21 protein-coding genes, 1 tRNA gene and 1 riboswitch are annotated in these 25071 nt (G+C 64.3%); of the genes, 20 read left to right on the top strand and 2 right to left on the bottom strand.

The window, feature by feature from the left end; genetic code table 11:
- A complete protein-coding gene (locus AC20117_RS19510) occupies positions 1 to 468 on the top strand; it encodes a DUF4233 domain-containing protein (protein WP_074702151.1) in 468 nt (155 codons plus the stop codon).
- A 71-nt stretch (positions 469 to 539) separates the two neighbouring features.
- Positions 540 to 956, top strand: coding sequence for a nucleoside-diphosphate kinase (gene ndk / locus AC20117_RS19505; protein ID WP_074702153.1), 417 nt, complete (start codon positions 540 to 542; stop codon positions 954 to 956).
- Between the two features lie 110 nt (positions 957 to 1066).
- Here ndk and AC20117_RS19500 read toward each other — a convergent pair whose 3' ends face one another.
- A complete protein-coding gene (locus AC20117_RS19500; protein ID WP_083339848.1) occupies positions 1067 to 1723 on the bottom strand; it encodes a vitamin K epoxide reductase family protein in 657 nt (218 codons plus the stop codon).
- A 423-nt stretch (positions 1724 to 2146) separates the two neighbouring features.
- On the opposite strand from AC20117_RS19500, the gene AC20117_RS19495 reads away from it, so the two are divergent.
- The 14 genes from AC20117_RS19495 to metE all read left to right on the top strand — a co-directional run bounded on the left by AC20117_RS19495 (position 2147) and on the right by metE (position 19488).
- Positions 2147 to 5569: an Rne/Rng family ribonuclease gene (locus AC20117_RS19495; protein ID WP_083339849.1), complete on the top strand. Its 3423-nt coding sequence runs from the start codon at positions 2147 to 2149 to the stop codon at positions 5567 to 5569.
- 80 nt (positions 5570 to 5649) lie between these two features.
- Positions 5650 to 5748, top strand: a riboswitch (TPP riboswitch).
- Between the two features lie 66 nt (positions 5749 to 5814).
- Positions 5815 to 7290, top strand: coding sequence for a bifunctional hydroxymethylpyrimidine kinase/phosphomethylpyrimidine kinase (gene thiD / locus AC20117_RS19490; protein WP_074703391.1), 1476 nt, complete (start codon positions 5815 to 5817; stop codon positions 7288 to 7290).
- A gap of 221 nt (positions 7291 to 7511) precedes the next feature.
- Positions 7512 to 7820: a 50S ribosomal protein L21 gene (gene rplU / locus AC20117_RS19485; protein ID WP_074702154.1), complete on the top strand. Its 309-nt coding sequence runs from the start codon at positions 7512 to 7514 to the stop codon at positions 7818 to 7820.
- Positions 7821 to 7875: 55 nt separating this feature from the next.
- Positions 7876 to 8139, top strand: coding sequence for a 50S ribosomal protein L27 (gene rpmA / locus AC20117_RS19480; protein WP_074702156.1), 264 nt, complete (start codon positions 7876 to 7878; stop codon positions 8137 to 8139).
- A gap of 130 nt (positions 8140 to 8269) precedes the next feature.
- Complete coding sequence (obgE, locus tag AC20117_RS19475) at positions 8270 to 9850, top strand: GTPase ObgE (protein ID WP_074702157.1); 1581 nt, start codon at positions 8270 to 8272, stop codon at positions 9848 to 9850.
- Entirely contained in the window at positions 9840 to 10970 is a 1131-nt protein-coding gene (gene proB / locus AC20117_RS19470) for a glutamate 5-kinase (RefSeq protein WP_074702159.1), read from the top strand. Before obgE ends, proB begins: the two co-directional genes overlap by 11 nt.
- 57 nt (positions 10971 to 11027) lie before the next feature.
- A complete protein-coding gene (locus AC20117_RS19465) occupies positions 11028 to 12347 on the top strand; it encodes a glutamate-5-semialdehyde dehydrogenase (protein WP_074702160.1) in 1320 nt (439 codons plus the stop codon).
- A 135-nt stretch (positions 12348 to 12482) separates the two neighbouring features.
- Entirely contained in the window at positions 12483 to 12710 is a 228-nt protein-coding gene (locus AC20117_RS19460; RefSeq protein ID WP_074702161.1) for a hypothetical protein, read from the top strand.
- A gap of 85 nt (positions 12711 to 12795) precedes the next feature.
- On the top strand, positions 12796 to 13386 hold the full coding sequence (gene nadD / locus AC20117_RS19455) for a nicotinate-nucleotide adenylyltransferase (protein WP_236777616.1): 591 nt from the start codon (positions 12796 to 12798) through the stop codon (positions 13384 to 13386).
- Positions 13387 to 13424: 38 nt separating this feature from the next.
- A complete protein-coding gene (locus tag AC20117_RS23410) occupies positions 13425 to 14855 on the top strand; it encodes a hypothetical protein (RefSeq protein WP_139186831.1) in 1431 nt (476 codons plus the stop codon).
- A gap of 32 nt (positions 14856 to 14887) precedes the next feature.
- A complete protein-coding gene (rsfS, locus tag AC20117_RS19445) occupies positions 14888 to 15277 on the top strand; it encodes a ribosome silencing factor (protein ID WP_074702166.1) in 390 nt (129 codons plus the stop codon).
- Positions 15278 to 15617: 340 nt separating this feature from the next.
- A tRNA-Ala gene (locus AC20117_RS19440) sits at positions 15618 to 15690 on the top strand.
- Positions 15691 to 16119: 429 nt separating this feature from the next.
- Positions 16120 to 17070, top strand: coding sequence for a methylenetetrahydrofolate reductase (locus AC20117_RS19435; protein ID WP_074702167.1), 951 nt, complete (start codon positions 16120 to 16122; stop codon positions 17068 to 17070).
- Between the two features lie 78 nt (positions 17071 to 17148).
- Positions 17149 to 19488, top strand: a complete 2340-nt coding sequence (gene metE, locus AC20117_RS19430; RefSeq protein WP_074702169.1) for a 5-methyltetrahydropteroyltriglutamate--homocysteine S-methyltransferase — start codon at positions 17149 to 17151, stop codon at positions 19486 to 19488.
- Positions 19489 to 19573: 85 nt separating this feature from the next.
- On the opposite strand, the gene AC20117_RS19425 is transcribed toward metE, so the two are convergent.
- Positions 19574 to 20497: a LysR family transcriptional regulator gene (locus AC20117_RS19425; protein ID WP_074702170.1), complete on the bottom strand. Its 924-nt coding sequence runs from the start codon at positions 20495 to 20497 to the stop codon at positions 19574 to 19576.
- 496 nt (positions 20498 to 20993) lie between these two features.
- On the opposite strand from AC20117_RS19425, the gene nrdH reads away from it, so the two are divergent.
- From nrdH to nrdF, 4 genes are all read left to right on the top strand, one after another.
- Positions 20994 to 21239: a glutaredoxin-like protein NrdH gene (nrdH, locus tag AC20117_RS19420; RefSeq protein WP_074702172.1), complete on the top strand. Its 246-nt coding sequence runs from the start codon at positions 20994 to 20996 to the stop codon at positions 21237 to 21239.
- A gap of 28 nt (positions 21240 to 21267) precedes the next feature.
- A complete protein-coding gene (gene nrdI / locus AC20117_RS19415) occupies positions 21268 to 21753 on the top strand; it encodes a class Ib ribonucleoside-diphosphate reductase assembly flavoprotein NrdI (RefSeq protein ID WP_083339850.1) in 486 nt (161 codons plus the stop codon).
- 62 nt (positions 21754 to 21815) lie between these two features.
- Complete coding sequence (gene nrdE / locus AC20117_RS19410) at positions 21816 to 23891, top strand: class 1b ribonucleoside-diphosphate reductase subunit alpha (RefSeq protein ID WP_236777615.1); 2076 nt, start codon at positions 21816 to 21818, stop codon at positions 23889 to 23891.
- Positions 23892 to 24050: 159 nt separating this feature from the next.
- Positions 24051 to 25025 carry a class 1b ribonucleoside-diphosphate reductase subunit beta gene (nrdF, locus tag AC20117_RS19405; RefSeq protein ID WP_101632650.1) on the top strand — a complete coding sequence of 325 codons (975 nt, stop codon included), beginning with the start codon at positions 24051 to 24053 and terminating at the stop codon, positions 25023 to 25025.
- The last annotated feature ends 46 nt before the right edge of the window (positions 25026 to 25071 follow it).

Genomic DNA, 25071 nt, shown 5'->3' with positions numbered 1-25071 from the left:
ATGGCGAAACTGACAAAAGCACAACGTGAATGGCGTCCGGATATGCCGAAGAAGCGGCGTTCCATCAAGGTCATGTTCGCCTCGACGGTGCTCCTGCTGGAGGCCTTCGTCGTGTTCTTCGGGACCCTCGTGGCTTTCGGACTGCACAAGGACCGCTTCCCGCAGCCGGTGATTCTCAGCGTCGGCATTGCCCTGGCCCTGGTGCTGGTGTTCTGCTGCGCGCTGGTCCGCAAGCCCGCCGGAATAGCCCTGGGCTGGATCCTGCAGCTGCTGATCATCGCTACCGGATTCGTCGAGCCGATGATGTTCGTCGTCGGCGTGCTGTTCGCGCTGACCTGGTGGTACGGGGTGCGGACGGGGATGCGGCTGGACCGGGAGAATGCCCAGCGCGACGCCCAACAAGCCGAATGGGAACGAACCCACCCGGAAGAAAGGCCGCAGCCGGGGCCGGAGGCAGCAGACAGCTAGCCGGCGGCGGCGTCGCATAGGATTGAACGGGCTCTCGAGCCAGAACTGAAGCGATTTGAGGAGAAGAAAACGTGAGCGTTGAACGCACTCTTGTACTGGTCAAGCCGGACGGTGTGACCCGCGGGCTGACCGGAACCATCCTGGCCCGGGTGGAAGCCAAGGGATACAAGCTCGTCGAGCTGAAACTGGTCAACGCAACCCGTGAACTGCTGGAGCAGCACTACGCCGAGCATGTCGGCAAGCCGTTCTACGAGCCGCTGGTGGAGTTCATGCTCAGCGGGCCGATTGCGGCAGCCGTCTTCGAAGGGCAGCGCGTGATCGAGGGATTCCGTTCGTTGGCTGGATCAACGGAACCGACGGCGTCGGCACCGGGGACAATCCGCGGCGATCTCGGCCGTGACTGGGGCCTGAAGGTCCAGCAGAACCTTGTGCACGGTTCGGATTCGCCGGAGTCCGCCGAGCGCGAGATCGGCATCTGGTTCAGCTGAACCTCCCGCAGCCCGGTCTCCGGCTGCATCGGCAAAGGCCGCGTACATCCTCGCCGGATGTGCGCGGCCTTTGCCGTACGGGGGTTAGCGGCACCTCGCTGCCGCCGGCATCAACCGCCGAGGAACACGTTCATAAAGCGGATGAAAACGCTCGCCGCAGTGGCTACCCAGAGGATGATCGTCAGGGTCCACGCCCAGTCGCTGGCGAAGGCGACCACACCGGCCGGCGCCTTGATCGCCCCGTGCACCAGGTTGCGTACGGTCACCATGACGAACATCGGGATCATCATGGCCCAGACCACTATGCAGTAGATGCACAGGATAAAGATGTCGAACAGCGCCTGGCTCCACAGCCAGACCACGAAGATGAAACCCAGCGTCACCCCGACCTGCAGTCCGATCCAGTACCAGCGGCGGAGCCGGGCGCCGGCGAGCATCGCCATCGCCGTCGTAATCGGCACTGCAAAGGCCACGATCCCGATGAACGGATTCGGAAACCCGAAGATTGCTGCCTGCCACGTTTTGAATACTTCGCCGCAGGAGACCCACGGATTAACGTCGCAGCTGGTGACGTGGCCCGGGTCTACGTAGACGGCCAGCCGCTCCAGGACAAGGATGGCCGAAGCGATCCAACCGACGACGCCGGTGGCGAGCAGGAGCCAAGCGAAGGGTTTGTGCCGAAAATGTACCGCTACGGCGTTGTCCGGACGATGTCCGGCCGGGACGGTTTCTGCGCCGGATTCGGCGTGGGCCGTATGGTGGTTCACCGGGCTCCTCTTCCATCAGGGAATGTCTGGGACGATTCTATCCGCTGCAGAAGCGCCAAATGATAACGAAAACCGGGCCTATATGAGAGAATGGCTCTTGGCTGGTAATGGAACCACATGCCACTACCGGTCCAGCGACAGGCTTCCAGGTTTGTCGGCGATGCTTCCGATATCGGAGCCCATCATCCGGATGGGCCCTGCGGAATCCGCCAGATGACCCTACCGATGAAGAGAATATATGCGGTAGTAGGAAAAGCGCCGCTGGTCCCTGAGTGTACCGCGCCCCACAGATGGCGCGAGCTCGGGAGATACGACAAGGACTTCCGGTGACGGGTGGCCACGTGGCCCGAAGGATAACCGGCTACTTTCCTTGGCGGTACCGGAATGTGGCCGGTGCCTCCAGGGGCTGGAGTGCAGTAATAAATGGATAATGAACAGGTAAACCCGGCAACATCCGAACAGTCGGATACTCCCGGAGCAGCGGGCACGGACAGCGCCGCCGCAATCGCAACACCAGAAGCAACCGAAACTACGGCCAAGGCGCCGGTCAAACGGGCCACCCGGGCCCGACGCAAGCCCGCGGCGGAAACGGCGGAGGCCCCGTCGACAGCCGCGACGGAGGACATCGCAGCAACCGCCGTTGCGGCTACGGATATGGCAGCGCAGCCCGCCGAAGCAGCCGCCGGCCAGGGCGCCGGGGAAGAAGCAGCACCGGCGAAGACCCGCGTGCGCCGGACCCGCAAGACGGCATCGGCACCGGCCGACGAAGGTTCGGCAGCGGGCGTCGCAGTACCGCCCATGCCGACAGAACCTCCCGCAATGGTGGCCGAGGATACAGCTTCGGCAGCAGAGCCGGCTGAAGACGCGGCCGTGGCGAAAGCCCCGCGCAAGCGCAGGAAGGCGCAGCCCCGGACTGAAGCACCGGAGGTCGCCGTGGACAGCGCAGCCCCGCAGGAAGCCGCCGTTGAAACGGCACCGGATGCCGCCGGCGCCGAGTCCGGGACTGTAGCGGAGCCTGGCGAAGCGGATACCTCTGGAAGCACCGTTCCCGCCACGCGCAGCACCCGCACCCGTGCACGCCGAACGGCGGCTCCGAAAGCCACGCAGGAGAGCCCCGACGCAGCCGGACCGGATGCGTCCCCCACAGATACGTCGGCCCCAGCTCCGTCTGGCACAGAGCCGTCTGCCGCAGAGCCGTCTGCCGCAGAGCCGGTTTCCGGCCAGGCCACCGAGAATACAGCCGCGGCAGGGGAAGAGGCGGAAGAGGCCAACGAGCCAGCGGTGCTGAGCCCCTTCGCTGTCCCCGAATCGCCCGTACAGGTCCTCTTCCACGCGCCTGACCTGACCGCTGTCCGCCCCGTCCGTCCGGCCGCCGCCGAGGAAGAGACCGACGAGGATGAAGAAAGCGGCCGTCGCCGCAGCCGCCGGAACCGCCGCAGCAAGGGCCGGAACCGTGCCGACGCAGCCGAAACCGGCACCGAGACCGAGACGGAGACCCAGGGTGAAGGCGCCGAAGAAGCCGCTACAGAGTCCGGCGACGGCGTAACTGCCCGCCGCCGTCGTCGTCGGCGCCGCGGCGACCAGGACCTCGAGCTGACCGGCGGCCAGGACGATGATCCGCCCAACACGGTGACCCGCGTACGCGCTCCGCGTCCGGTCAGCGAGACCCCGCCCAGCGACCGCGTCTCCTCGGTGAAGGGCTCCACCCGGCTTGAGGCCAAGAAGCAGCGCCGGCGTGAATCGCGCGAAACCGGCAGGCGGCGCCAGGTCATCACCGAGGCAGAGTTCCTGGCCCGGCGTGAATCCGTGGACCGCCAGATGATTGTCCGCCAGCGCGATGACAGGATCCAGATCGGTGTCCTTGAAGACGGCGTGCTGGCCGAGCATTTCGTGTCCAAGACGCAGCAAGATTCCCTGATCGGCAACGTCTACGTTGGCAAGGTCCAGAACGTGCTGCCGAGCATGGAAGCGGCGTTCGTTGACATTGGGCGCGGCCGCAATGCCGTGCTGTACGCCGGCGAGGTCAACTGGGAGGCCGCGCATCTGGAGGGCCAGCCCCGCCGGATCGAGAACGCACTGAAGTCCGGCGACTCGGTGCTCGTCCAGGTCACGAAGGACCCGGTAGGCCACAAGGGTGCCCGCCTGACCAGCCAGATCTCGCTGCCCGGCCGCTTCCTCGTCTACGTGCCCGGCGGTTCCATGACCGGCATCTCCCGGAAGCTGCCTGACGTGGAGCGCAACCGACTCAAGAAGATCCTGAAGGAACACGTCCCCGAGGGCGCCGGCGTCATTGTCCGCACCGCGGCCGAAGGCGCCAGCGAAGAAGAGTTGATGAACGACATCAACCGGCTTCGCGCGCAGTGGGAAGGGATCGAACGCAAGTCGACCTCCAACAAGACGCTGCCGCCGGAACTGCTCTACGCAGAGCCTGACCTGACCATCAAGGTGGTCCGCGACGTCTTCAACGAGGACTTCTCGAAGCTCATCGTGTCCGGTGAAGAGGCCTGGGACACCATCGAGGCCTACGTGACCTATGTGGCACCGGATCTCGTGGACAGGCTGGAGAAGTGGACCGGCGCGGACGACATCTTCGCGGCCAACAGGATCGACGAGCAGATCCACAAGGCCCTCGAGCGCAAGGTCTTCCTGCCCTCGGGCGGGTCGCTGGTCATCGACCGTACCGAAGCCATGACCGTGGTGGACGTCAACACCGGCAAGTTCACCGGCTCCGGCGGCAACCTCGAAGAGACCGTCACCAAGAACAACCTGGAGGCGGCCGAAGAGGTAGTCCGGCAGCTGCGCCTGCGCGACATCGGCGGCATCATCGTCATCGACTTCATCGACATGGTGCTCGAGGCCAACCGCGATCTGGTGCTGCGCCGACTGGTCGAATGCCTGGGCCGGGACCGGACCAAGCACCAGGTAGCCGAAGTGACGTCGCTGGGCCTGGTCCAGATGACCCGCAAGCGGATGGGCACCGGGCTGCTGGAGGTCTTCGGCGAGAACTGCGAGCATTGCGGCGGCCGCGGCGTGGTCACCCACGACGAACCGCTGGAGCACCGCCGTGCCGCGGTGGCTGCTGAGCACCACCAGCACCTTGTCCGCGCTGAAAAGCCGGGGCGGCCGGAGAAGCCGTCCCGCAGTGAAAAGCGCCGGAGCAAGAGCCAGAACAACCAGGGCGCTGCGCCCTCGACGCCGGACAATGTTGTGGAACCGGAGCATGAGGACGACGCCGAGCGGCAAGCCAAGGCTCAGGCGGCCCGTGCCGCACTGGCCTCCATCGCCGCCGCAACCCACGCCGCCCATGAGGCCGAGGAACACGAGGCGGCCCGCAAGGCGGAACCGGCTGCAACCCCCGAGGCTCCGGTCCTGACCATCAACGGCGAAAAGGTTGTGCTGCCCCGCGCCGAACACAGCCCGGTAGCGGCCCGCGAAGAGCCGGTCCTGACGCTGGCGAGCCTGACGGATGCCTTCAACAAGGTCAGCCCGGAGATCGTCACGGAGCCGGAGCCGGAAACGCAACCGGAACCTGCGGGAAAGCCTGAGGTGACGCCGACGCCGGCTCCGGAGGCAAAACCTGAGGTGACGGCGCCGCCGGAGCGCCGCGGCCGCCGTCGTCGTGCCGCAAGCAGCCCCCAGGGATCCGCGAATCAAGCCCCCATTGAGCAGCGTGACGGCATGGAGCAGTCCGCGAAGGCGGCCCCGGCAGTTCAGCCGGCCTCCGGAGCGGGCGGCGCCGATGCGTCGGCGGGCCATGAAGAAGCTGGGGCCAAGCCTGATGCCGAGAAAAAGACTCCGGTGCAGCCGGTCATTCTGGGAGTCGGAGTTCCCGCGTCGGAACTCTGATCCCACACTGAGTAATTGCTGCTAGTAACAGGGGCGGTCCTTTCATGTCGAAAGGACCGCCCCTGATGCATTAGGCTGGCAGCAGTGACACGGGGTGCCAGCGACTGGCTGGCTGAGATTTTAGACCCGTTGAACCTGAACCAGTTAGGACTGGCGGAGGGATGTCGCTGCAGTCTTCGGGCCGCTGGCTGGCCAGCGTGGAATTCTGCCGTGCGTGTTCCGCCCTGAGCAGCAACGGAGCAGCCATGACCATTCGAACCACCCCCAGGGTTTTGAGCATTGCAGGAACCGATCCGTCCGGCGGCGCCGGGATCCAGGCGGACCTGAAGAGCATCGCAGCGAACGGCGGCTACGGTATGGCCGCGGTGACCGCCCTGGTAGCGCAGAACACCCAAGGCGTGCGCTCCGTCCACACGCCGCCGGCGTCATTCCTCACCGAACAGCTCACCGCGGTCAGCGACGACGTCTGCATCGATGCGGTGAAGATCGGCATGCTTGGTGACAGCGAGGTGATTGGCACGGTAGGCCGCTGGCTCGCTGAGGTGAGCCCCGCCGTCGTTGTCCTGGACCCGGTGATGGTGGCCACCAGCGGCGACCGGCTGCTGGCTGCGGAAGCGGAGGAAGCGCTGCGCCTGTTGCTCAACCAGGCCCACCTCGTGACGCCGAACCTGCCGGAGCTGGCGGTGCTGCTCGGTGCCGCGCCTGCCGCAGACTGGCAAGAGGCGCTGGCGCAGGGGAGGGAGCTCTCCCGCCGGCATGGCGTGATGGTTCTGGTCAAGGGCGGACACCTGCCCGCGGAGGACTGCCCCGATGCGCTGGTGGATGTGAACGGCCGGCTGGCGGGCGAGGTGGTTGAATTCCGTTCAGGGCGGGTGCGGACGAAAAACACGCACGGGACCGGCTGCTCGCTCTCGGCAGCGATGGCCACGGTGCAGGCCCGGACGGGGGACTGGACGGAGTCGCTCAAAGAGGTCAAGGAGTGGCTGTTCGGTGCGCTGGTGCGCGCTGACGAGCTGGAGGTCGGGAAGGGCAGCGGGCCCATCCACCATTTCCACCAGCACACGCCGCGTCCGGCGGACCGGTTCAGCACGGAAGTCTGGGAACGCACCGCCGGCATCCGGGCCGAGATCATGGAGCTGGATTTTGTGCGGCAGCTCGCGGCGGGGACCTTGAGCGAAGCGCAGTTCGGCTACTACCTGGCCCAGGACGCGCGCTACCTTAATGGCTACTCGCGGGCACTGGCCCGTGCCAGCGCGCTGGCGCCGACCGAGCAGGAACAGCTTTTCTGGGCCAAGAGCGCGCATAACTGCATCGAAGTCGAGGCTCAGCTGCACCGGGAATGGCTCGCCGGCCGCGGCGTCCAGTCGGAACAGGGGCCGGTCACCAAGGCGTACGTGGACCACTTGCTTGCCGTTAGCGCCGCGGGGAGCTACGCGGAGCTGGTGGCCGCTGTGGTTCCGTGCTACTGGCTGTATGCCCACGTAGGCGGTGAACTGTATGACCGGTACAAGTCCGCCGGAGCCGCGGGTCACCCGTACGGCGCGTGGATCGAGACTTATGCGGACGAGGAATTTGCGGAAGCCACCCGGCAGGCCGTGGCAATCATGGACGCGGCTGCCCAGCAGCTGCCGGAGCAGGAACGCGAACGGATGATGGCCGCCTTCGAGCATTCGGCGCGTTATGAGCTCCACTTTTTCGATGCGCCGAGGCTTTATGCTTGAACCACAACCGGTGTGGCCGGGCTAACAGCGCAGTTCCGCGGCGCGCCGCGGGGGCGTCATTTGCAGGAAATAGCGGAAATAGCGTAATCTTGATCTTCGGTGCGAACGCCTTCGAAGGGTAAATCCCGTAGGCGTCACTGCACAGTGCTGGCAGGCATCCTTTTACCGCCTGTATTCAAAGCGCATAACTGTATTAAACGTCGAGAGAAGTGAGTTCCCAAGTGGTGTACGCGATTGTCCGCGCAGGCGGCCGCCAAGAAAAGGTTTCCGTTGGAGACCTCGTAACCCTTGACCGCGTCCCCGGTGGAGCCGGTAGCACCTTCGAGCTGCCCGCGCTGCTCCTGGTCGATGGCGACAAGGTTACCTCCGCAGCTGATGAGCTGGCCAAGGTCAAGGTCACTGCAGAGATCATTGAGAATCTTCGCGGGCCGAAGATTGTCATCCAGAAGTTCAAGAACAAGACCGGCTACAAGAAGCGCCAGGGCTACCGTTCCGAACTGACCAAGGTCAAGGTCACCTCCATCGCGTAATTGCGGTCGGCAGGCTTCCAACAGTTTCCATAGACACAAAAGGTAGGCATAGCAAATGGCACATAAGAAAGGTGCGAGCTCCACTCGCAACGGTCGCGATTCCAACGCTCAGCGTTTGGGCGTAAAGCGCTTCGGCGGCCAGGTTGTTTCCGCTGGTGAGATCATCGTCCGCCAGCGTGGCACCCACTTCCACCCGGGCGCCAACGTCGGCCGTGGCGGCGACGACACCCTGTTCGCCCTCGAGGCCGGTGCGGTTGAGTTTGGTACTCGCCGCGGACGCCGCGTTGTGAACATCGTTGCTGCAGCAGCTGCCGAGTAATTTTCGGCAGTAATACAGCTTTCCAGTGAGGCGGGCCGCGGGTCCGCCTCACTGGTGTTTAACCAGACTAGAATCACTGATGGGCACATCCGGTGTGAACCGGGATCACCTGAAGTAAAAGGAGATAAACGTGGCAACTTTCGTTGACCGGGTTGTATTGCATGTATCCGGTGGAACCGGGGGCCACGGCTGTGTTTCCGTCAAGCGTGAAAAGTTCAAGCCGCTGGGCGGTCCGGACGGCGGTAACGGTGGCAACGGCGGCGACGTCATCCTGCGGGTCGACTCGCAGACCACCACCCTGCTGTCCTACCACCACGCACCGCACCGGCACGCCAGCAACGGCGACTTCGGCAAGGGCGATATGCGCCATGGCAGCAACGGCGAAACGCTGATCCTGCCTGTCCCGGACGGCACCGTGGTCAAGACCAAGGACGGCGAAGTGCTGGCCGACCTCATTGGCGAAGGCGCCGAGTACGTGGCGGCGGCTGGCGGCCAGGGCGGGCTGGGCAATGCCTCGCTGTCGTCGCAGAAGCGCAAGGCTCCTGGCTTTGCCCTGCTGGGGGTCCCCGGCGACGAGCGGGACATCGTCCTGGAGCTGAAGACCGTGGCGGATATCGCGCTGGTAGGCTTCCCCTCGGCCGGTAAGTCGAGCCTGATTGCGGCCCTGAGTGCCGCGCGGCCGAAGATCGCCGACTATCCCTTCACCACGTTGGTGCCCAACCTGGGCGTCGTCCAGGCCGGCGACGTGCGGTTCACCGTCGCCGATGTGCCCGGGCTGATCCCCGGTGCCAGCGAAGGCAAGGGCCTGGGCCACGAATTCCTGCGCCACGTAGAGCGGTGCGCCGCCCTGGTGCACGTTCTCGACTGCGCCAGCCTGGAAGCCGACCGCGACCCGATTTCCGACCTGGAGACCATTGAGGCGGAACTGGCTGCCTACGCCGTCGACCTCAGCTACGCCGGTGCCGACGGCGCCGTCGTGCCCTTGAACGAGCGCCCTCGGCTGGTGGCGCTGAACAAGGTGGATGTGCCCGACGGCAAGGACATGGCGGAATTCGTCCGGCCCGAACTGGAGAAGCGCGGCTATAAAGTCTTCGAAATCTCTGCGGTCAGCCATGAGGGACTGCGCCAGCTGAGCTTTGCCATGGCGGACATCGTCGCCGCGGCACGCCAGGAGGCGGCAGCCGCGCCGGCGCCGGTGAAGGTTGTCCTGCGGCCCCGGGCCGTCAACGAAGCAGGGTTCATCATCCGCAAGGAAGAGAAGAACCTTGAGCCGCTGTACCGGGTGCTCGGCGAGAAGCCGGAGCGCTGGGTCAAGCAGACTGACTTCAACAACGACGAGGCCGTCGGCTACCTCTCGGACCGCCTGGCCAAACTGGGTGTCGAGGACAAACTCTTCAAGGCCGGAGCCGTGCCGGGATCCACCGTGGTCATCGGCGAAGACGACGCCGTTGTCTTCGACTGGGAGCCGACCATGATGGGCGGCGCCGAGCTGCTGGCCGGCGCACCGCGCGGGACCGACATCCGGCTCGACGATTTCAGCGGCCGTCCCACGCGCAGCCAGAAGCGCCAGGAACAGCAGGAGCGCAAGGATGCCAGGGCGGCGGCACGCGCGGAGCTGGAAGCCGAGCGCAAGGCCGGCATCTGGACCGAATCCGTCAATTACAAGCACCACGCCGGAAGCGGGGCCTCGGAAGAAGACGATGAAAGCTAGCTCTCAACCGGCGGACCGTACACTGCTGCGGACCGCCGGCAGGGTAGTAGTTAAGGTCGGCTCATCGTCGCTGACCTCTGTTGCGGGAGGCATCTCCGAGGACGCATTGCTGTCCCTGGTGGACGTGCTGGCCGCGCGCCGCAACACCGGCACGGAGCTGATCCTGGTTTCCTCAGGTGCCATCGCTGCCGGGCTGGCTCCGCTGGGATTGGGGCGCCGCCCCCGTGACCTGGCCACCCAGCAGGCGGCTGCCAGCGTGGGCCAAGGGCTGTTGATGGCCCGCTATACCCAGGCGTTCGGCGCCCACGGCGTGGCCGTCAGCCAGGTGCTGTTGACCGCCGAAGACCTGATGCGCCGCCAGCACTATGCGAATGCCTACCGGGCGCTGAACCGGTTGCTTCACCTCGGCGTCGTTCCGGTGGTTAACGAGAACGACACCGTCGCCACACATGAGATCCGGTTCGGCGACAATGACCGCTTGGCAGCGCTGGTGGCCCACTTGGTTAAAGCCGATGCGCTGGTCCTGCTTTCCGACGTCGATGCCCTCTATGACGGACCGCCGAAGGCCGGGGCCAAGCGCATCGCGCACGTTGCCGGGCCCGCCGACCTGGACGGGGTCAGCATCGGCCGCACAGGCAAGGCCGGCGTGGGCACCGGGGGAATGGTAACCAAGGTCGAGGCCGCAGCCATGGCTGCCGAGTCCGGCATTCCCGCGCTTGTGACGGCAACGGCCAATGCCGCCGCGGCGCTGGCGGGCGAGGATGTGGGCACGTGGTTCAGCACCAACGGCACGCGCCGCCCAGTGCGGCTGCTTTGGCTGGCACACCTGGCCTCCATCCAGGGCCGCCTGACAATCGACGACGGCGCCGTGCAGGCCGTGCGGGAACGCCACCGCTCGCTGCTCCCGGCCGGGATCACGTCGGTTAAGGGCACCTTCGAGCCGGGAGATCCGGTGGAAATGGCCGACTCGGCCGGCCGCATCGTTGCCCGCGGACTCGTGAACTTCTCCTCCTACGAGCTGCCCCGGATGCTGGGACGATCCACCAAAGAGCTGGGGGCGAGCCTGGGGCGCCAGTATGAGCGCGAGGTCATCCACGTGGACGACCTCGTGGTCCTGTAGGACGGCAGACTACGTAACGCGAAAACGGTCAGGGACTATAACGGCTAAAATCGGACTATGACCCAGACAGCTGACTCCCAGATCCCGGCCGTTACCGAGCAGTCCGCTGCAGAGCAGCCGAATGTCACTGCCGCCGTCCACAGTATTGCCGAACGCTCCCGTGGGGCTTCGCGGCGGATGGCACGCGCCAACCGCGCGTGGAAGGACCGGGCGCTGGTAGAGATCGCCGAGCAGCTCGTTGCCAAGCGCGACATTGTGCTGCATGCCAACCGGCTGGACCTCGAGAAAGGCCGCAACAACGGTACGAGCAAGGCGATGCTGGACCGGCTGAAGCTGGATCCTGCCCGTATCGACTCGCTCGCGGCGGCACTGCACAGCCTGGCCGGCCTGCCGGACCCCGTCGGTACCGTGATGCGCGGGCAGACGCTGCCCAATGGGCTGCGGCTGCGGCAGGTCCATGTGCCCATGGGCGTGGTCGCCGCTATCTATGAAGCCCGTCCCAACGTCACCGTGGACATCGCCGGTCTGGCGCTCAAGAGTGGCAACGCCGTCATCCTGCGGGGCGGAAGTGCGGCAGCCGAGACGAACGTTGCTTTGCTGGGCATCATCCGGGATTCGCTGGACCGGGTAGGCCTGCCCGCGGACGCGGTACTGAGTGTTGATGAGTACGGCCGCGAGGGTGCGAAAGCCTTGATGGAGGCCCGCGGCAAGGTGGATGTGCTCATTCCGCGCGGCGGCCGTGACTTGATCCAGACTGTGCTCAGTACCGCCAGGGTGCCTGTGATCGAAACGGGCGAAGGCAACGTGCACATCTATGTGGACGAATCGGCAGACACCGAAATGGCCGTGGAGATCCTGCTTAATGCCAAGACCCAGCGGCCTTCGGTGTGCAATACCGTAGAGACTTTGCTCCTGCATTCGGGCGCCGGCGCGGGCGTGGACGTGCTCCGTTCGCTCGCCGGGGCCGGTGTCCGGCTCCACGTCGATGACCGCGTGGCCGCGATCGTGCCGGACGGAATCCAAGTCGAGCGGGCAACGGATGAAGACTGGGGCCGTGAATACATGGACCTGGATCTCGCCGTCGCCATGGTGGACTCGATGGACGACGCGCTCGATCACATTCGCAGATGGACCACGGGGCACACCGAGGCCATCATTACCAATGATCTTGGTAACGCCGACCGCTTCGTTGCAGAGATTGATTCCGCCGCGGTGATCGTCAACGCCTCCACCCGGTTTACCGACGGCGGCGAGCTGGGCCTCGGCGCCGAAGTCGGCATCTCCACGCAGAAGATGCATGCCCGTGGCCCCATGGGCCTGCGGGAACTGACCACCACAAAGTGGATTGTGCAGGGCGAGGGCCAGGTCCGGGACTAAGCACACCCGGCGGCCACCGGCCCGAGCCGTCGCTCGGAAGCGTCCGATGGGTGTTCCGCCGCGCGAACGCGTACCATTAGACAGAACTGAACTTCCGCCTGCCCGGGCGGTCCATCCATTCCCAAGGGAGAAAATATGCTGACTCAGGTATTCGGCGCCGCGCTGGTGGCCAGCGAGGCCCACGTTGAACTTCCGGTGTCGCCGGTGGTCATCGGCGGCGGAATCTTCGTGGTCTTCCTGATCATGATGTTCACCACCGTCGCCTTTACCAGTGTCGGCCACCGCCACTCCGCCGTCGAGGAGCATGCGGACCCGCACCGCCAGCACCCGAATAAGCACGATCACGGCCAAGCCCAGCGCTAAAGTGCCTATGGCTTCCCCCTCAACCGGAACAGCGGCCACGCTGCCTGGTACCAGAGCCTCTGGCCGCAAATTCCGGCTCGGGGTCATGGGCGGCACGTTCGATCCGATCCACCACGGACACTTGGTCGCGGCCAGCGAGGTGGCGGCGGTTTTCGATCTGGACGAAGTGGTCTTTGTTCCCACGGGCCATCCCTGGCAAAAATCCTCGCGGTCTGTTTCACCCGCGGAGCATCGGTATCTCATGACCGTGATTGCCACCGCTTCGAATCCGCGTTTTACGGTGAGCAGGGTGGATATCGACCGTCCAGGACTGACGTACACGATCGATACGCTGCGTGATCTGCGGGCCGCCCGTCCGGAAGCTGAGCTGTACTTCATCACCGGTGCGGACGCGCTGGCCCAGATCATGTCGTGGAAGGACATCGACGAACTGTGGTCGCTGGCGCACTTCGTGGGAGTCACGCGTCCAGGCCACGAGCTGCATGATCTGGGACGCAAGGACGTCAGCCTGCTCGAAGTCCCGGCCATGGCCATCTCATCGACCGACTGCCGGGACCGGGTGGCCGAAGACCAACCCGTCTGGTACCTCGTTCCGGACGGCGTAGTACAGTACATTGCCAAATACGGTCTCTACCGGGCACTGGAACCGGCTGATCGGTTCCCCGCAACAAACTAAGCCGTAAATACCTCCACATTCTGGGTGAAAAGTTATCAATGAGTAAGGAATCGCAGACGCCGCGCAGCCGGAGAGAAGCCCGGCTGCAGCGTGGGCCCGGCGGGACTCCGGACGGCGGTGGTACGCCGGCAGGAACTGCGGGCGGTACGACGACGCCGCCAGGCCCGTCCGAAGGCAGCGAGCGGTCTTCCCAAGCCCGCGCCCGGGATCGTGAAGCGCACCGTGCCTACCGTGCCCTGACAGAGGCGATTCCTGTTGTTCCTGGCGCGCAGGAACAACCCTCCCGGCGCCAACTGAGGCGCCAGCAACTGGAACGGGAACAAGGCCCGCAGCCCGAAGGGTCGTCCCGCTCGCCGGTAGCCGCCCCGGCGAACCGGCCCGCCAAGCCTGCCTCTACAGCAGCGGGGGAGGCGCCGGCAAAGGAGCGTCCTCTTCAAGCACCTCAGGCCGATGCGCAGTACCGGCCCAACCGGCCCCCCATCGAGGGCGGACGCCGGGAGCGCCGCCGCCGGAGCACAGGCGCAGCCGCCGGCGCAGCGGAGCCCCAGGTTACTGATGCAGCTGTTCTACCTGACGCTGCCGCTGAAGCCGTCGACGCCGGAAAGATGACCGTCGAGCAGGCTCTGGTAGCCAGGGAACTGCTGATGGGTCAGGCCAAGAACCTCGCCACCATGATGGAGGCTCGCAAGGACCAGGACCCCCGGACGGTGGATCTGGAAATCCTGGCCCAGCAGAAGGCCTTGGCCGAACGTGCGGCCGTGCTGAACCGCCGGGCCGCGGACAAACAGCGGCTGAGCCAGGAGAACCAGCAGCGGCGGCAGACCGCGGGGCCGGGTGATATCGCCTCGGCTCCGATGGAATTCGTGCGTCTGCCGGGCAGCGATAAGCATGTTCTGCGTCCGTCCCCGACGTCCAACGTTCCGCTGGTGAGCAATGCGCCGGAGCGGGCCGCGGACTCACGGCCAGGCGTACCGGTGCGACCTGTTGCACCGGCCCAACCGCTGGCCCCGAAACGGTCGGAGGCACCCCAGCGGAAGCCCGCGCCCGCGGAAAAGCCAGCGCCCGCAGAACGGCCCGCACCGGCGGACAAGCCATCCCCGGCAGGAAGACCCGCTGGCAACAGCGGCCCTGTCCCCAACGGTTCCGCCAAGTCGAAGTCCTTGCCGGCAGCACCGGGACAAAAACCTCCAACGCCCGGCTCTCGTCCGGCGGCACCGAGCACGAGGCCGGCCACACCGGCAGCGCCGGCCAGGTCCAGGCTTCTGGCTCAGGCCGAAGCCGTCGCCGACGGGCGCGGCAGGAAAGTGGAACCGCTCAGTGCCAGGAGCGCTCATGGCCTGGACCCGCTGGACGCACGGACTGCTAGCCAAGCCAACAGCGCCAGGATTGCTGTCATCGCGGCTCTGGTGCTCGGCGGAGCAGCCTTTATCACCGGACTGATTATGATGATCGTCGGTCTCAGCAATTAGTTCCACCAGTACCTAACCAAATAAGGAGCCCTATGGCAGCCTCAGAAGATTCGATTTCCATTGCGCGGATGGCTGCCAAGGCTGCCTCCGACAAAATCGGCCAGGACATCATCGCCCTCGACGTCAGCGAGCGCCTGGCCATCACTGACGTTTTTGTGATTGCTTCCGCCTCCAACGAGCGCCAGGTCAACGCGATTGTTGACGGCATCGAAGAAGAGCTACACAAGCATGATCTGAAACCGGTCCGCCGCGAAGGCCGGTCCGAAGGACGCTGGGTGCTGCTCGATTACGCCACGGTTGTCATCCACGTCCAGCACGAGGAAGACAGGGTCTTCTACGCCTTGGAGCGCCTGTGGAAGGACTGCCCGCAGATTGACCTGCAGCTCGACGAAGCCCCGGCAACAGCGTCCGACGGCGAGTGATTGAGTAACGCCCGAAGCTTCAAGCTTTGAGATGATCCCCGGATACCGTTATCGGCCGTCCGGGGATTTTTGCATTTGCACGCCCGTACAGTGGGAAATGCCGCCCGTGACTGCGGCCCGGCGAATAACAGCGATGTGATTTAGATCAAACTCAGACCTTGCCGGCAGCGATCACCTCGTAGATCCGAGCCGAAAGCCGCGGAATGGCGCGGTTTTGCTGGAATTGGGGCCGGGGCGGGCTCGATTTGGAATCTGATGGATCCTCTGCATAGAATATTCAAGTTGCTGCGGCACGGGGAGGAAACGAACCGGGCAGGGCAAGACGGTAGAAACCGGAAACGGGGCTGTGGCGCAGCTGGTAGCGCACCTGCATGGCATGCAGGGGGTCAGGGGTTCGAGTCCCCTCAGCTCCACCGATGAAAAGAGCCGCTCAGATTGAGCGGCTCTTTTCTTTTCCCTGCAATCGTCATCGGGCTATCGGCCCTTTCTCTGCGCGTCACATTTCCTCTGGCATGACGCTCCGCCCGTCACATATGCCGCGGGCCCCGTCAAGAACGGAAACGTGCCGTCACCATCGGTCCTTTGCTTGTCGGCTCTGCTGCCCGTGCGTAGAGTTCTGGACAAGTTACTTCCGTAACAGGTCAGCGACCCTCTCAATGAGGGTGTGGGTGCCCCGGGTGTGGGTCTGACATTTGGCACAGGAGTCCCCGTTGCGTGCGGCCGCATGCAACGCAGGCCGGCTCCTGAGCTCCTTTCCGAACAATCACGTGTGCTGCGTTGCCTCCGGCGGTTCTTCCGCCCTGGCTTCTCTGCAGCCGCGTGACCTCACCGTAAGGATACAAATGTCACCGCCAACCCCAACGCTTCCATACATCGATGCGGAAATCACCAACCATCCCGCCCTGTCCTACGAGCTCTTCCCGCCCAGGAATGCGCAGGCAGAGGAGACCCTCTGGCGGACCATCCGCGAACTTGAAAGCACTGCACCGGACTATGTTTCGGTTACCTACGGTGCCGGAGGCTCCAACCAGGGAACGGCCCTGGAGCTGCTCGAACGGCTGCAGAACGAGACCCGGCTGCGGCCGCTGGCCCACCTGACCTGTGTCGGGAGCAGCGGTGTGGAGCTTGCCCGGACCATCGAGGCGATCATCGGCAGGGGAGTCAGGGGTATCCTGGCGCTGCGCGGCGATGCCCCGGCCGGCAGCTCGGGCAGACCCTCGGGAGAACTGCGGTACGCGCAGCAGCTGGTCGAACTGATCCGGCGGATTGAACGCCAGCGGACAGCCCACCTGGCCGCGGGGAAAGTGGCCATCGGTGTGGCTGCCTACTCCAGCCGGCATCCCGAATCGCCCAGCTTCGAGCACGATGTGGAGGTGCTGCTGGCCAAGCAGTCCTCGGGCGCGGACTTCGCGATCACGCAGATCTTCTTTGACGCCAACGATTATTCATCGCTGCTGCGCCGTGCACGGCAGGCGGGAGTCCACATCCCGATCATTCCCGGGATCATGCCGCTGACCAGTGTCCGCCGGCTCGACCGGCTTGCCCAGCTGGCCGGCATCGACGTGGATCTTGCCGTCCGCGACCGGCTGGCCAGCGCCGGTGATGACTCGACGCGCCAGCGCATCGGGATCCAGGCCACCGTCGATCTTGCCAACGCGGCTTTGGACGCCGGGGCTCCCGGGCTGCATGTCTATACCTTCAACGAGCATGTCTCCGCCCTCCAGCTGCTGGAGAAACTGCAGCTGCCCCGACCGGCTGCCCCGGTTCGCCACAAGGTGCTGGCCCGGGCGTAAAACCTCACGCACGACGGCGCCCTAGGGCTACCGCCGCAACTCACCTTTCGCGCTACACGAGATTTAAGGACTTATCCCATGACTGACAAAACTTTCCCCGCTGCCACCATCCTTGGCTACCCCAGAATCGGACCCCGCCGGGAGCTGAAGAAGGCCCTGGAGAACTTCTGGTCCGGCGCCAGCACTGCCACCGAGCTGGAGCAGACCTGCCAGGACCTGCGCCACCGCAGCTATGCGCACCTGACCAAACTCGGACTGGACGCCCACGCGTCGGCGGTCCCGGCGTCGTTCTCCTACTATGACCAGGTCCTGGACACCGCCGTGACGCTGGGCGCGGTGCCGTCCCGCTTTGCCGACCTGTTCGACGGCGAGGGCAAGCTGGGGCTCGACGCCTACTTCACCCTTGCCCGCGGCGACGCCGACCGCGCTCCGCTGGAGATGACCAAGTGGTTCGACACCAACTACCACTACCTGGTCCCCGAACTCGGGCCGGAGACGGTGTTCCGCCTCGCCAATGACTGGATCGTGGAGAACTTCACGGCGGCACGTCAGGCAGGTTTCACCACCCGGCCCGTGCTCGTGGGGCCGGTCAGCTTCCTGCTTCTGAGCAAAGCGGCTAACGACGCCGGCGCGGGCTTCGAGCCGCTGTCGCGCCTGGCCGACGTGCTGCCGGTCTACGCCGAGGTGCTTCGCGCCCTGGCGGCGGCCGGAGTCGAATGGGTCCAGCTCGAGGAGCCGGCCCTGGTAGCCGACCAGGACTTGTCCGAAGGGGAACTGGCGGCGGCGGTCCAGTTGGCCTACATCGCGCTGGCCACGGAACTTCAGGCCCCGCAGCGGCCGCGCCTGCTGGTGACCTCGTCCTACGGCTCGCTGGGCGGGCTGCTGCCCGTGCTGGCCGCTTCCGGCCTGGATGCCCTCCATCTGGACCTGGTCAACGGAACTGTCCCTGCAGCGGCGGAGCTGGAGGCGCTGGGGAGCACCGTGCTGGTCGCGGGCCTGGTGGACGGCCAGAACATCTGGAAGGCAGACTTGGCCGCCGCAGCAGCCAAGCTGCGACGTTTGGAGGAATCCGTCGAGGGGCTCGCCGTCGCGACGTCGACCTCGCTCTTCCATGTCCCGCACGATGTGGAGCAGGAGCAGCAGCTGGACCCGGTCCTGCGCAGCTGGCTCGCCTTCGCGGACCAGAAGGTGGACGAGGTCCGCACCCTGGCCCGGGCGGTCGGCAGGCCTGACGCGATTGCCGCAGAGGTGGCGGCCGCGGCAGCCATCCTGGAAACCCGCCGGCAGTCTCCGGGCGTCCGGCAAAGCGCCGTGCGCGCCCGGACCGGGGGACTGGTTCCGGCCGACTTCACCCGCGATGAGTTCGAGAGCCGGTGGACCGCCCAGCAGGACGTTCTGCGGCTGCCCGCACTGCCAACGACCACCATCGGATCCTTCCCGCAGACCCGCGACATCCGGCTGGCCCGGGCCCGCGCGCTCAAAGGCGAACTGGAAGACGCCGCCTACGAGCAGCTCATGAAGGAGGAGATCAAGCGCGTCATCGAACTGCAGGAGGAACTGGGTCTCGACGTACTGGTGCACGGAGAACCCGAGCGCAACGACATGGTCCAGTATTTTGCCGAGAACCTGGACGGCTTCGACGTCACGGTGCACGGCTGGGTCCAGTCCTACGGCAGCCGCTGCACCCGTCCGTCCATTCTCTGGGGCGACGTCAGCCGGCTGGCACCCATCACGGTTCCGTGGACGCGCTACGCGCAGTCGCTGACCGAGAAGCCGGTGAAGGGAATGCTGACCGGACCGGTGACCATTCTGGCCTGGTCCTTTGTGCGGGACGACCAGCCGCTGGAGGAGACCGCCAACCAGGTAGCGCTGGCATTGCGGGACGAAATTTCGGACTTGCAGGAGGCCGGCACCAAAATCATCCAGGTCGATGAGCCGGCGTTGCGGGAGCTCCTGCCGTTGCGCCGGCGCGACCACGCGGACTACCTGCGCTGGTCCGTCGGCTCCTTCAAACTCGCTACCTCCGGCGTTGCCGCCGCTACGCAGATCCATACGCATCTGTGCTATTCCGAGTTCGGTGAGATCATCGACGCCATCGATGCCTTGGATGCGGACGTGACAAGCATCGAGGCGGCCCGCTCCCGGATGGAAGTAGTTCAGGACCTTGAGCAGCACGGCTTTGCCAGAGGCGTGGGACCGGGGATCTACGACATCCATTCGCCCCGCATCCCGTCGGCAGGGGAGCTCCAGGAACTGCTGAGTGCCGCCGTCGCACATGTGCCGGTACGGCAGCTGTGGGTCAACCCGGACTGCGGTCTTAAGACCCGCGCCTACCCGGAAACCAAGGCGTCCCTGGAGAATCTTGTGGAGGCCGCCCGCACGGTGCGCGCCTCACTTGTGGACAGCCTGGCCGGATAGAACTTTTCAACCCACCCAAAACGCGATGTCCCGGCCGGCGGCTGCCTGCCGGGGCATCGCGTTTTTGCGCGGCCGTCGGGGTGGCTTAGCGGCGCCGCGGGCTGATGCTCAGGCCGCGGAGAATGTCGGAGAGCTGTTCCATGAACAGGCCGACCTGGGCATTCTGCTTTTCATTGATGAGCAGGGCAAAAATGTTCCGGGCCAGGCGGATTTCCGGCACGTCCAGTACCACCACACCGCTGTCCATGTGCTGCATGGCCAGCTCCGGCACCAGGGCCGCGCCGAATCCGGCGGCTGCCATTTCGAGGCTGGCGTTGAAATCGTCGCAATAGGCAACCACGCGTGGGTGGAGGTTGCAGCTGGCGAAGAGCCGTTCGATCACCGTGGCATCGGAAGTGCCGGGGTGATGCATGATCCAGGGCATTTCCGCCAGCTGCGACGCGGAGACCTGGGAGCCGGCCTGCAGCCCCCATGATTCGGGCAGGACCACGCGGAAATTATCGTCGCCGAGCCATTGCCTGTTGACCGAATGCGGCCAGGCCAGTCCGCCCTGGCCCACCTGGTACACCAGGGCCAGATCGAGTTCGCCGCCGGTGCGCAGGCCTTGGATGGTCTGGGCCGGTTCCGCCACGAAAACTTTCAGATTGATGCCCAGATTGGGCCACTGCGGCAGGCGGAGCAGTCTCGGCAACGCATACGTGGCCAGACTTGGAAAGATCCCCAGCCGGACTTCCTGGGCGGTGGTGTCATGGGTGCGCGAGGTTGCCGCCAGCAGCGCATCGATGTCGGTCAGGACCTTCGCGGCATGGCGGGCCATGACGAATGCGGTCTCGGTCGGGCGGACGCTGCGCGCAGAGCGTTCAAAAAGGGTTACCCCGGCCTCCCGCTCTAAAGCGGACATCTGCTGCGAGACGGCGGAGGCGGTATAGCCGAGTTGCACGGCGGCGGCAGCGAAGGAGCCACGCCGGGTCACCTCCAGCAGAGTGCGCAAATGGACCGGGTTGACCATCGGAATTCCTCACGCTTGGCGAATGTTGTATTAATGGCATCTTATGCACCGGCGGGAGCAGGACAGTTGAACCTACAGAGCGGTGTCGGCGGGTGCAGCAAATGGCGGCGGGAGCCACATCCGTCGAGCACATCTGTGCCACCGGCCACTGGCCATGGTGACGGCCGACGCTATTCGACACGCCCGGAGAATCGGCGACACGAACTATTTGTACCTGTGGGGATCGTTGTCCACAGCTTGTGGACGGGGGAGCGAAAACTGCGCCAAATCAAGGGCCGGGAGCAGGAATTATCCCCAATGCCTGTGGACTGAAGGACGCACAAATGACATACTTGTAATACATCATCTAGGGGTTCGCCCCAGAAGCGTGCACTAGATGTAGTGGATGTAGTAGATTGAAACCGCTGGCAGGGACAGACTCAGGAACACCTGAACTACCAACTTGAATCCCGACAGACAGCGACTAATAGTCACCAAGTTTTAGGGGAGAGGGACCATGACTGTAACGGTTTACACGAAGCCAGCATGCGTGCAGTGCAACGCAACCTACCGAGCTCTGGACAAGAAGGGCATCGCCTACCAGAGCGTTGATCTCTCCCAGGATCCGGCTGCACTGGAGCGCGTCCGTTCGCTCGGCTACATGCAGGCTCCTGTAGTCGTCACCGAGCAGGACCACTGGTCCGGATTCCGTCCGGACAAGATCGCCGAGCTCGCCCAGTCTGCGGCTACCTCGGTGGCCTGATTTCCAACAAAGTCGGGAGGCAATCTCCATGGCAGCTACGCTGATGGCCGAAGGAGCCACTAGGCACGGCTCCGGAGCAGGCCCCGGTTCATCGACCAGTGCGTCACTGGTCTACTTTTCTTCGGCATCGGAAAATACGCACCGATTTGTCACGAAGCTGGGTGTGGAAGCGGCAAGAATCCCGCTTCGCACCCAGGAAGAAACGATTTATGCCCGGAAACCATATGTTCTGATCGTTCCCACCTACGGTGGGGAATCAGGCCGCAATTCCATTCCCAAGCAAGTGCTCAAGTTCCTCCGCAACGAGGGAAACAGGTCGCTGCTTAGGGGCGTGATCGGCGCCGGAAACACGAACTTCGGTACTACCTACTGCCTGGCCGCAGACAAGATCGCGGCCAAATGCGATGTACCGCACCTTTACAGATTTGAGCTCATGGGCACGTCGGACGACGTCGAGCGTGTGAAACAAGGATTGGAAGACTTTTGGAAACGACAGTTGAAGACCCGGCAGTAGCGGATTCGAAGCCGGAGCTGCCCGAGGCGTACAAGGGCCTGGGCTACCACGAGCTCAACGCCATGCTGAATCTCTACGGTCCCGACGGCAGGATTCAGTTCGAGGCGGACCGGGAGGCTGCACACCAGTACTTCCTCCAGCATGTCAACAACAACACCGTCTTCTTCCATGACCTTGAGGAGAAGCTGGACTATCTGGTCAAGAACGATTACTACGAGCGTGAAACGCTTGACCAGTACACCATGAACTTCATGCGCGGCCTGTGGGACCGCGCGTACAAGAAGAAGTTCCGCTTCGAAACCTTCCTGGGTGCCTTCAAGTTTTACACTTCCTACACACTGAAGACGTTTGACGGCAAGCGATTCCTGGAGCGCTACGAAGACCGCGTCTGCATGGTGGCGCTGCACCTCGCCCGTGGCGACGAGCAGCTGGCCACCCAGATGATGGACGAAATCATCGAGGGCCGTTTCCAGCCGGCCACGCCGACCTTCCTCAACGCCGGCAAGAAGCAGCGCGGTGAACTGGTCTCCTGCTTCCTGCTGCGCATCGAAGACAACATGGAGTCCATCGGCCGCTCCATCAACTCCGCCCTGCAGCTGTCCAAGCGCGGTGGCGGCGTCGCCTTTGCCCTGACCAACATCCGCGAGGTCGGCGCACCGATCAAGCAGATCGAGAACCAGTCCTCCGGCGTCATCCCCGTGATGAAGCTGCTCGAAGACAGCTTCTCCTACGCCAACCAGCTCGGTGCGCGCCAGGGCGCCGGTGCCGTCTACCTGCACGCGCACCACCCGGACATCTACCGTTTCCTGGATACCAAGCGCGAAAACGCGGACGAAAAGATCCGGATCAAGACCCTCTCGCTCGGCGTCGTCATTCCGGACATCACCTTCGAACTCGCCAAGAAGGGCGAGGACATGTACCTCTTCTCCCCGTATGACGTGGAGAAAGTCTATGGCATGCCCTTCTCGGACATCTCGGTGACCGAGAAGTACTACGAGATGGTGGACGACAGCCGGATCAAGAAGACCAAGATCAAGGCACGCGACTTCTTCCAGACCCTGGCGGAGATCCAGTTCGAGTCCGGCTACCCGTACATCATGTTCGAGGACACGGTGAACCGGGCCAACCCGATCGACGGCAAGATCATCATGTCCAACCTGTGCTCGGAGATCCTGCAGGTTTCGCAGCCGACCACGTACCATGACGACCTGTCCTACGACGAGACCGGCAAGGACATCTCCTGCAACCTGGGCTCGCTGAACATCGCCAAGACCATGGACTCGCCGGACTTCGGGCGGACGATCGAGACGGCTATCCGGACCCTGACCGCGGTGTCGGACATGTCCAACATCGGCTCAGTGCCGTCGATCGCCAAGGGCAATGACCAGTCGCACGCCATTGGTCTGGGCCAGATGAACCTGCATGGTTACCTGGCGCGGGAGCGGGTGTACTACGGTTCCGAAGAAGGCCTGGACTTCACCAACATCTACTTCTACTCCGTGGTCTACCACGCCATCCGAGCATCCAACCGGATCGCCATCGAGACCGGCCGGACCTTTGGCGGATTCGAGAAGTCCAAGTACGCCAGCGGCGAGTTCTTCGACAAGTACACGGACCAGGTCTGGGAGCCCCAGACCGAGAAGGTCAAGGAGCTCTTCGACGGCGTCCACATTCCCACCCAGGAGGACTGGCGGGAGCTGAAGGCCTCGGTCATGGAGCACGGGATCTACAACCAGAACCTGCAGGCTGTCCCGCCGACGGGCTCGATCTCCTACATCAACAACTCCACGTCCTCGATCCACCCGGTGGCGTCGAAGATCGAGATCCGCAAGGAAGGCAAGATCGGCCGCGTCTACTACCCGGCTCCTTACCTGACCAACGACAACCTGGACTACTATCAGGACGCGTACGAAATCGGCTACGAGAAGATCATCGACACCTACGCGGTTGCCACGCAGCACGTGGACCAGGGCCTGTCCCTGACGTTGTTCTTCAAGGACACCGCCACCACCCGGGACATCAACAAGTCCCAGATCTACGCGTGGCGCAAGGGCATCAAGACCATCTACTACATCCGCCTGCGCCAGCTCGCGCTGGAAGGCACGGAAGTGGAAGGCTGCGTCAGCTGCATGCTGTAGTAGCCCAAAGCAACTGAAAAGTACGACGGCGGGTGCGCGCCCGCCGTCGTACGTCCACCGAGCGGCGCCCTTTCCCAAAAGGGCGCGGCTTCGGCGCTTAAGCGCCACCCCGCGCGAACTAGACTTGAAGTAAACACCAAAGGAATCCGAGGGTTAGAAATGACGGAGAAGGTCAAGCTGCTCCACCACGTTGAGGCCATCAACTGGAACCGCATCCAGGACGAGAAGGACGTGGAGGTCTGGAACCGCCTGGTCAACAACTTCTGGCTGCCGGAGAAGGTGCCGCTGTCCAACGATGTGCAGTCCTGGGCCACGCTGACCCCGGCCGAGCAGGAGATGACCATGCGGGTCTTCACCGGCCTCACCCTGCTGGACACGGTGCAGGGCACCGTCGGCGCCGTCAGCCTGATTCCGGATGCCATCACCCAGCATGAAGAGGCGGTGTACACCAACATCGCGTTCATGGAGTCGGTGCACGCCAAGAGCTACTCCTCGATCTTCTCCACGCTGTGCTCCACCAAGGAGATCGACGAGGCCTTCCGCTGGTCCAACGAGAACGAGAATCTGCAGAAGAAGGCGCAGATCATCGTGGACTACTACACCGGCGATGACCCGCTCAAGCGCAAGGTCGCCAGCACCCTGCTCGAGTCCTTCCTGTTCTACTCCGGCTTCTACCTGCCGATGTACTGGTCGTCCCGGGCCAAGCTGACCAACACCGCCGACCTGATCCGCCTGATCATCCGCGACGAGGCCGTGCACGGTTACTACATCGGCTACAAGTTCCAAAAGGGACTGGAGAAGGTGGACGAGGCCAAGCGGCAGGAACTGAAGGACTACACCTTCGACCTGCTCTACGAACTGTACGAAAACGAAGTGCAGTACACGCACGATCTGTACGACGGCGTGGGTCTGGCGGAGGACGTGAAGAAGTTCCTCCACTACAACGCCAACAAGGCGCTGATGAACCTGGGCTACGAGGCCATGTTCCCCTCGTCCCTGACGGACGTGAACCCGGCCATCCTGTCGGCGCTGTCCCCGAACGCGGACGAGAACCACGACTTCTTCTCCGGCTCCGGCTCTTCCTACGTCATCGGCAAGGCCGTCAATACCGAAGACGAGGACTGGGACTTCTAAGGCCGCCACCGCCGGGCCGGCCGGCCGGCCCGTTTACCCCAGCACG

This window comes from Arthrobacter crystallopoietes (genome assembly GCF_002849715.1).
Classification (GTDB): domain Bacteria; phylum Actinomycetota; class Actinomycetes; order Actinomycetales; family Micrococcaceae; genus Crystallibacter; species Crystallibacter crystallopoietes.
The sequence above is the reverse complement of the archived record's forward strand: the minus strand, read 5'-3'. Positions and strand labels throughout refer to the sequence as shown.

What these genes read in the sequence shown, in the direction of transcription:
- AC20117_RS19510 (WP_074702151.1), top strand. Translation starts at nt 1, where the DNA reads ATGGCGAAACTGACAAAAGCACAACGTGAATGGCGTCCGGATATGCCG.
- AC20117_RS19495 (WP_083339849.1), top strand. Translation starts at nt 2,147, where the DNA reads ATGGATAATGAACAGGTAAACCCGGCAACATCCGAACAGTCGGATACT.
- thiD (WP_074703391.1), top strand. Translation starts at nt 5,815, where the DNA reads ATGACCATTCGAACCACCCCCAGGGTTTTGAGCATTGCAGGAACCGAT.
- rpmA (WP_074702156.1), top strand. Translation starts at nt 7,876, where the DNA reads ATGGCACATAAGAAAGGTGCGAGCTCCACTCGCAACGGTCGCGATTCC.
- proB (WP_074702159.1), top strand. Translation starts at nt 9,840, where the DNA reads ATGAAAGCTAGCTCTCAACCGGCGGACCGTACACTGCTGCGGACCGCC.
- AC20117_RS19465 (WP_074702160.1), top strand. Translation starts at nt 11,028, where the DNA reads ATGACCCAGACAGCTGACTCCCAGATCCCGGCCGTTACCGAGCAGTCC.
- AC20117_RS19460 (WP_074702161.1), top strand. Translation starts at nt 12,483, where the DNA reads ATGCTGACTCAGGTATTCGGCGCCGCGCTGGTGGCCAGCGAGGCCCAC.
- nadD (WP_236777616.1), top strand. Translation starts at nt 12,796, where the DNA reads ATGGGCGGCACGTTCGATCCGATCCACCACGGACACTTGGTCGCGGCC.
- AC20117_RS23410 (WP_139186831.1), top strand. Translation starts at nt 13,425, where the DNA reads ATGAGTAAGGAATCGCAGACGCCGCGCAGCCGGAGAGAAGCCCGGCTG.
- rsfS (WP_074702166.1), top strand. Translation starts at nt 14,888, where the DNA reads ATGGCAGCCTCAGAAGATTCGATTTCCATTGCGCGGATGGCTGCCAAG.
- AC20117_RS19435 (WP_074702167.1), top strand. Translation starts at nt 16,120, where the DNA reads ATGTCACCGCCAACCCCAACGCTTCCATACATCGATGCGGAAATCACC.
- metE (WP_074702169.1), top strand. Translation starts at nt 17,149, where the DNA reads ATGACTGACAAAACTTTCCCCGCTGCCACCATCCTTGGCTACCCCAGA.
- AC20117_RS19425 (WP_074702170.1), bottom strand. Translation starts at nt 20,497, where the DNA reads ATGGTCAACCCGGTCCATTTGCGCACTCTGCTGGAGGTGACCCGGCGT.
- nrdH (WP_074702172.1), top strand. Translation starts at nt 20,994, where the DNA reads ATGACTGTAACGGTTTACACGAAGCCAGCATGCGTGCAGTGCAACGCA.
- nrdI (WP_083339850.1), top strand. Translation starts at nt 21,268, where the DNA reads ATGGCAGCTACGCTGATGGCCGAAGGAGCCACTAGGCACGGCTCCGGA.
- nrdE (WP_236777615.1), top strand. Translation starts at nt 21,816, where the DNA reads ATGCTGAATCTCTACGGTCCCGACGGCAGGATTCAGTTCGAGGCGGAC.
- nrdF (WP_101632650.1), top strand. Translation starts at nt 24,051, where the DNA reads ATGACGGAGAAGGTCAAGCTGCTCCACCACGTTGAGGCCATCAACTGG.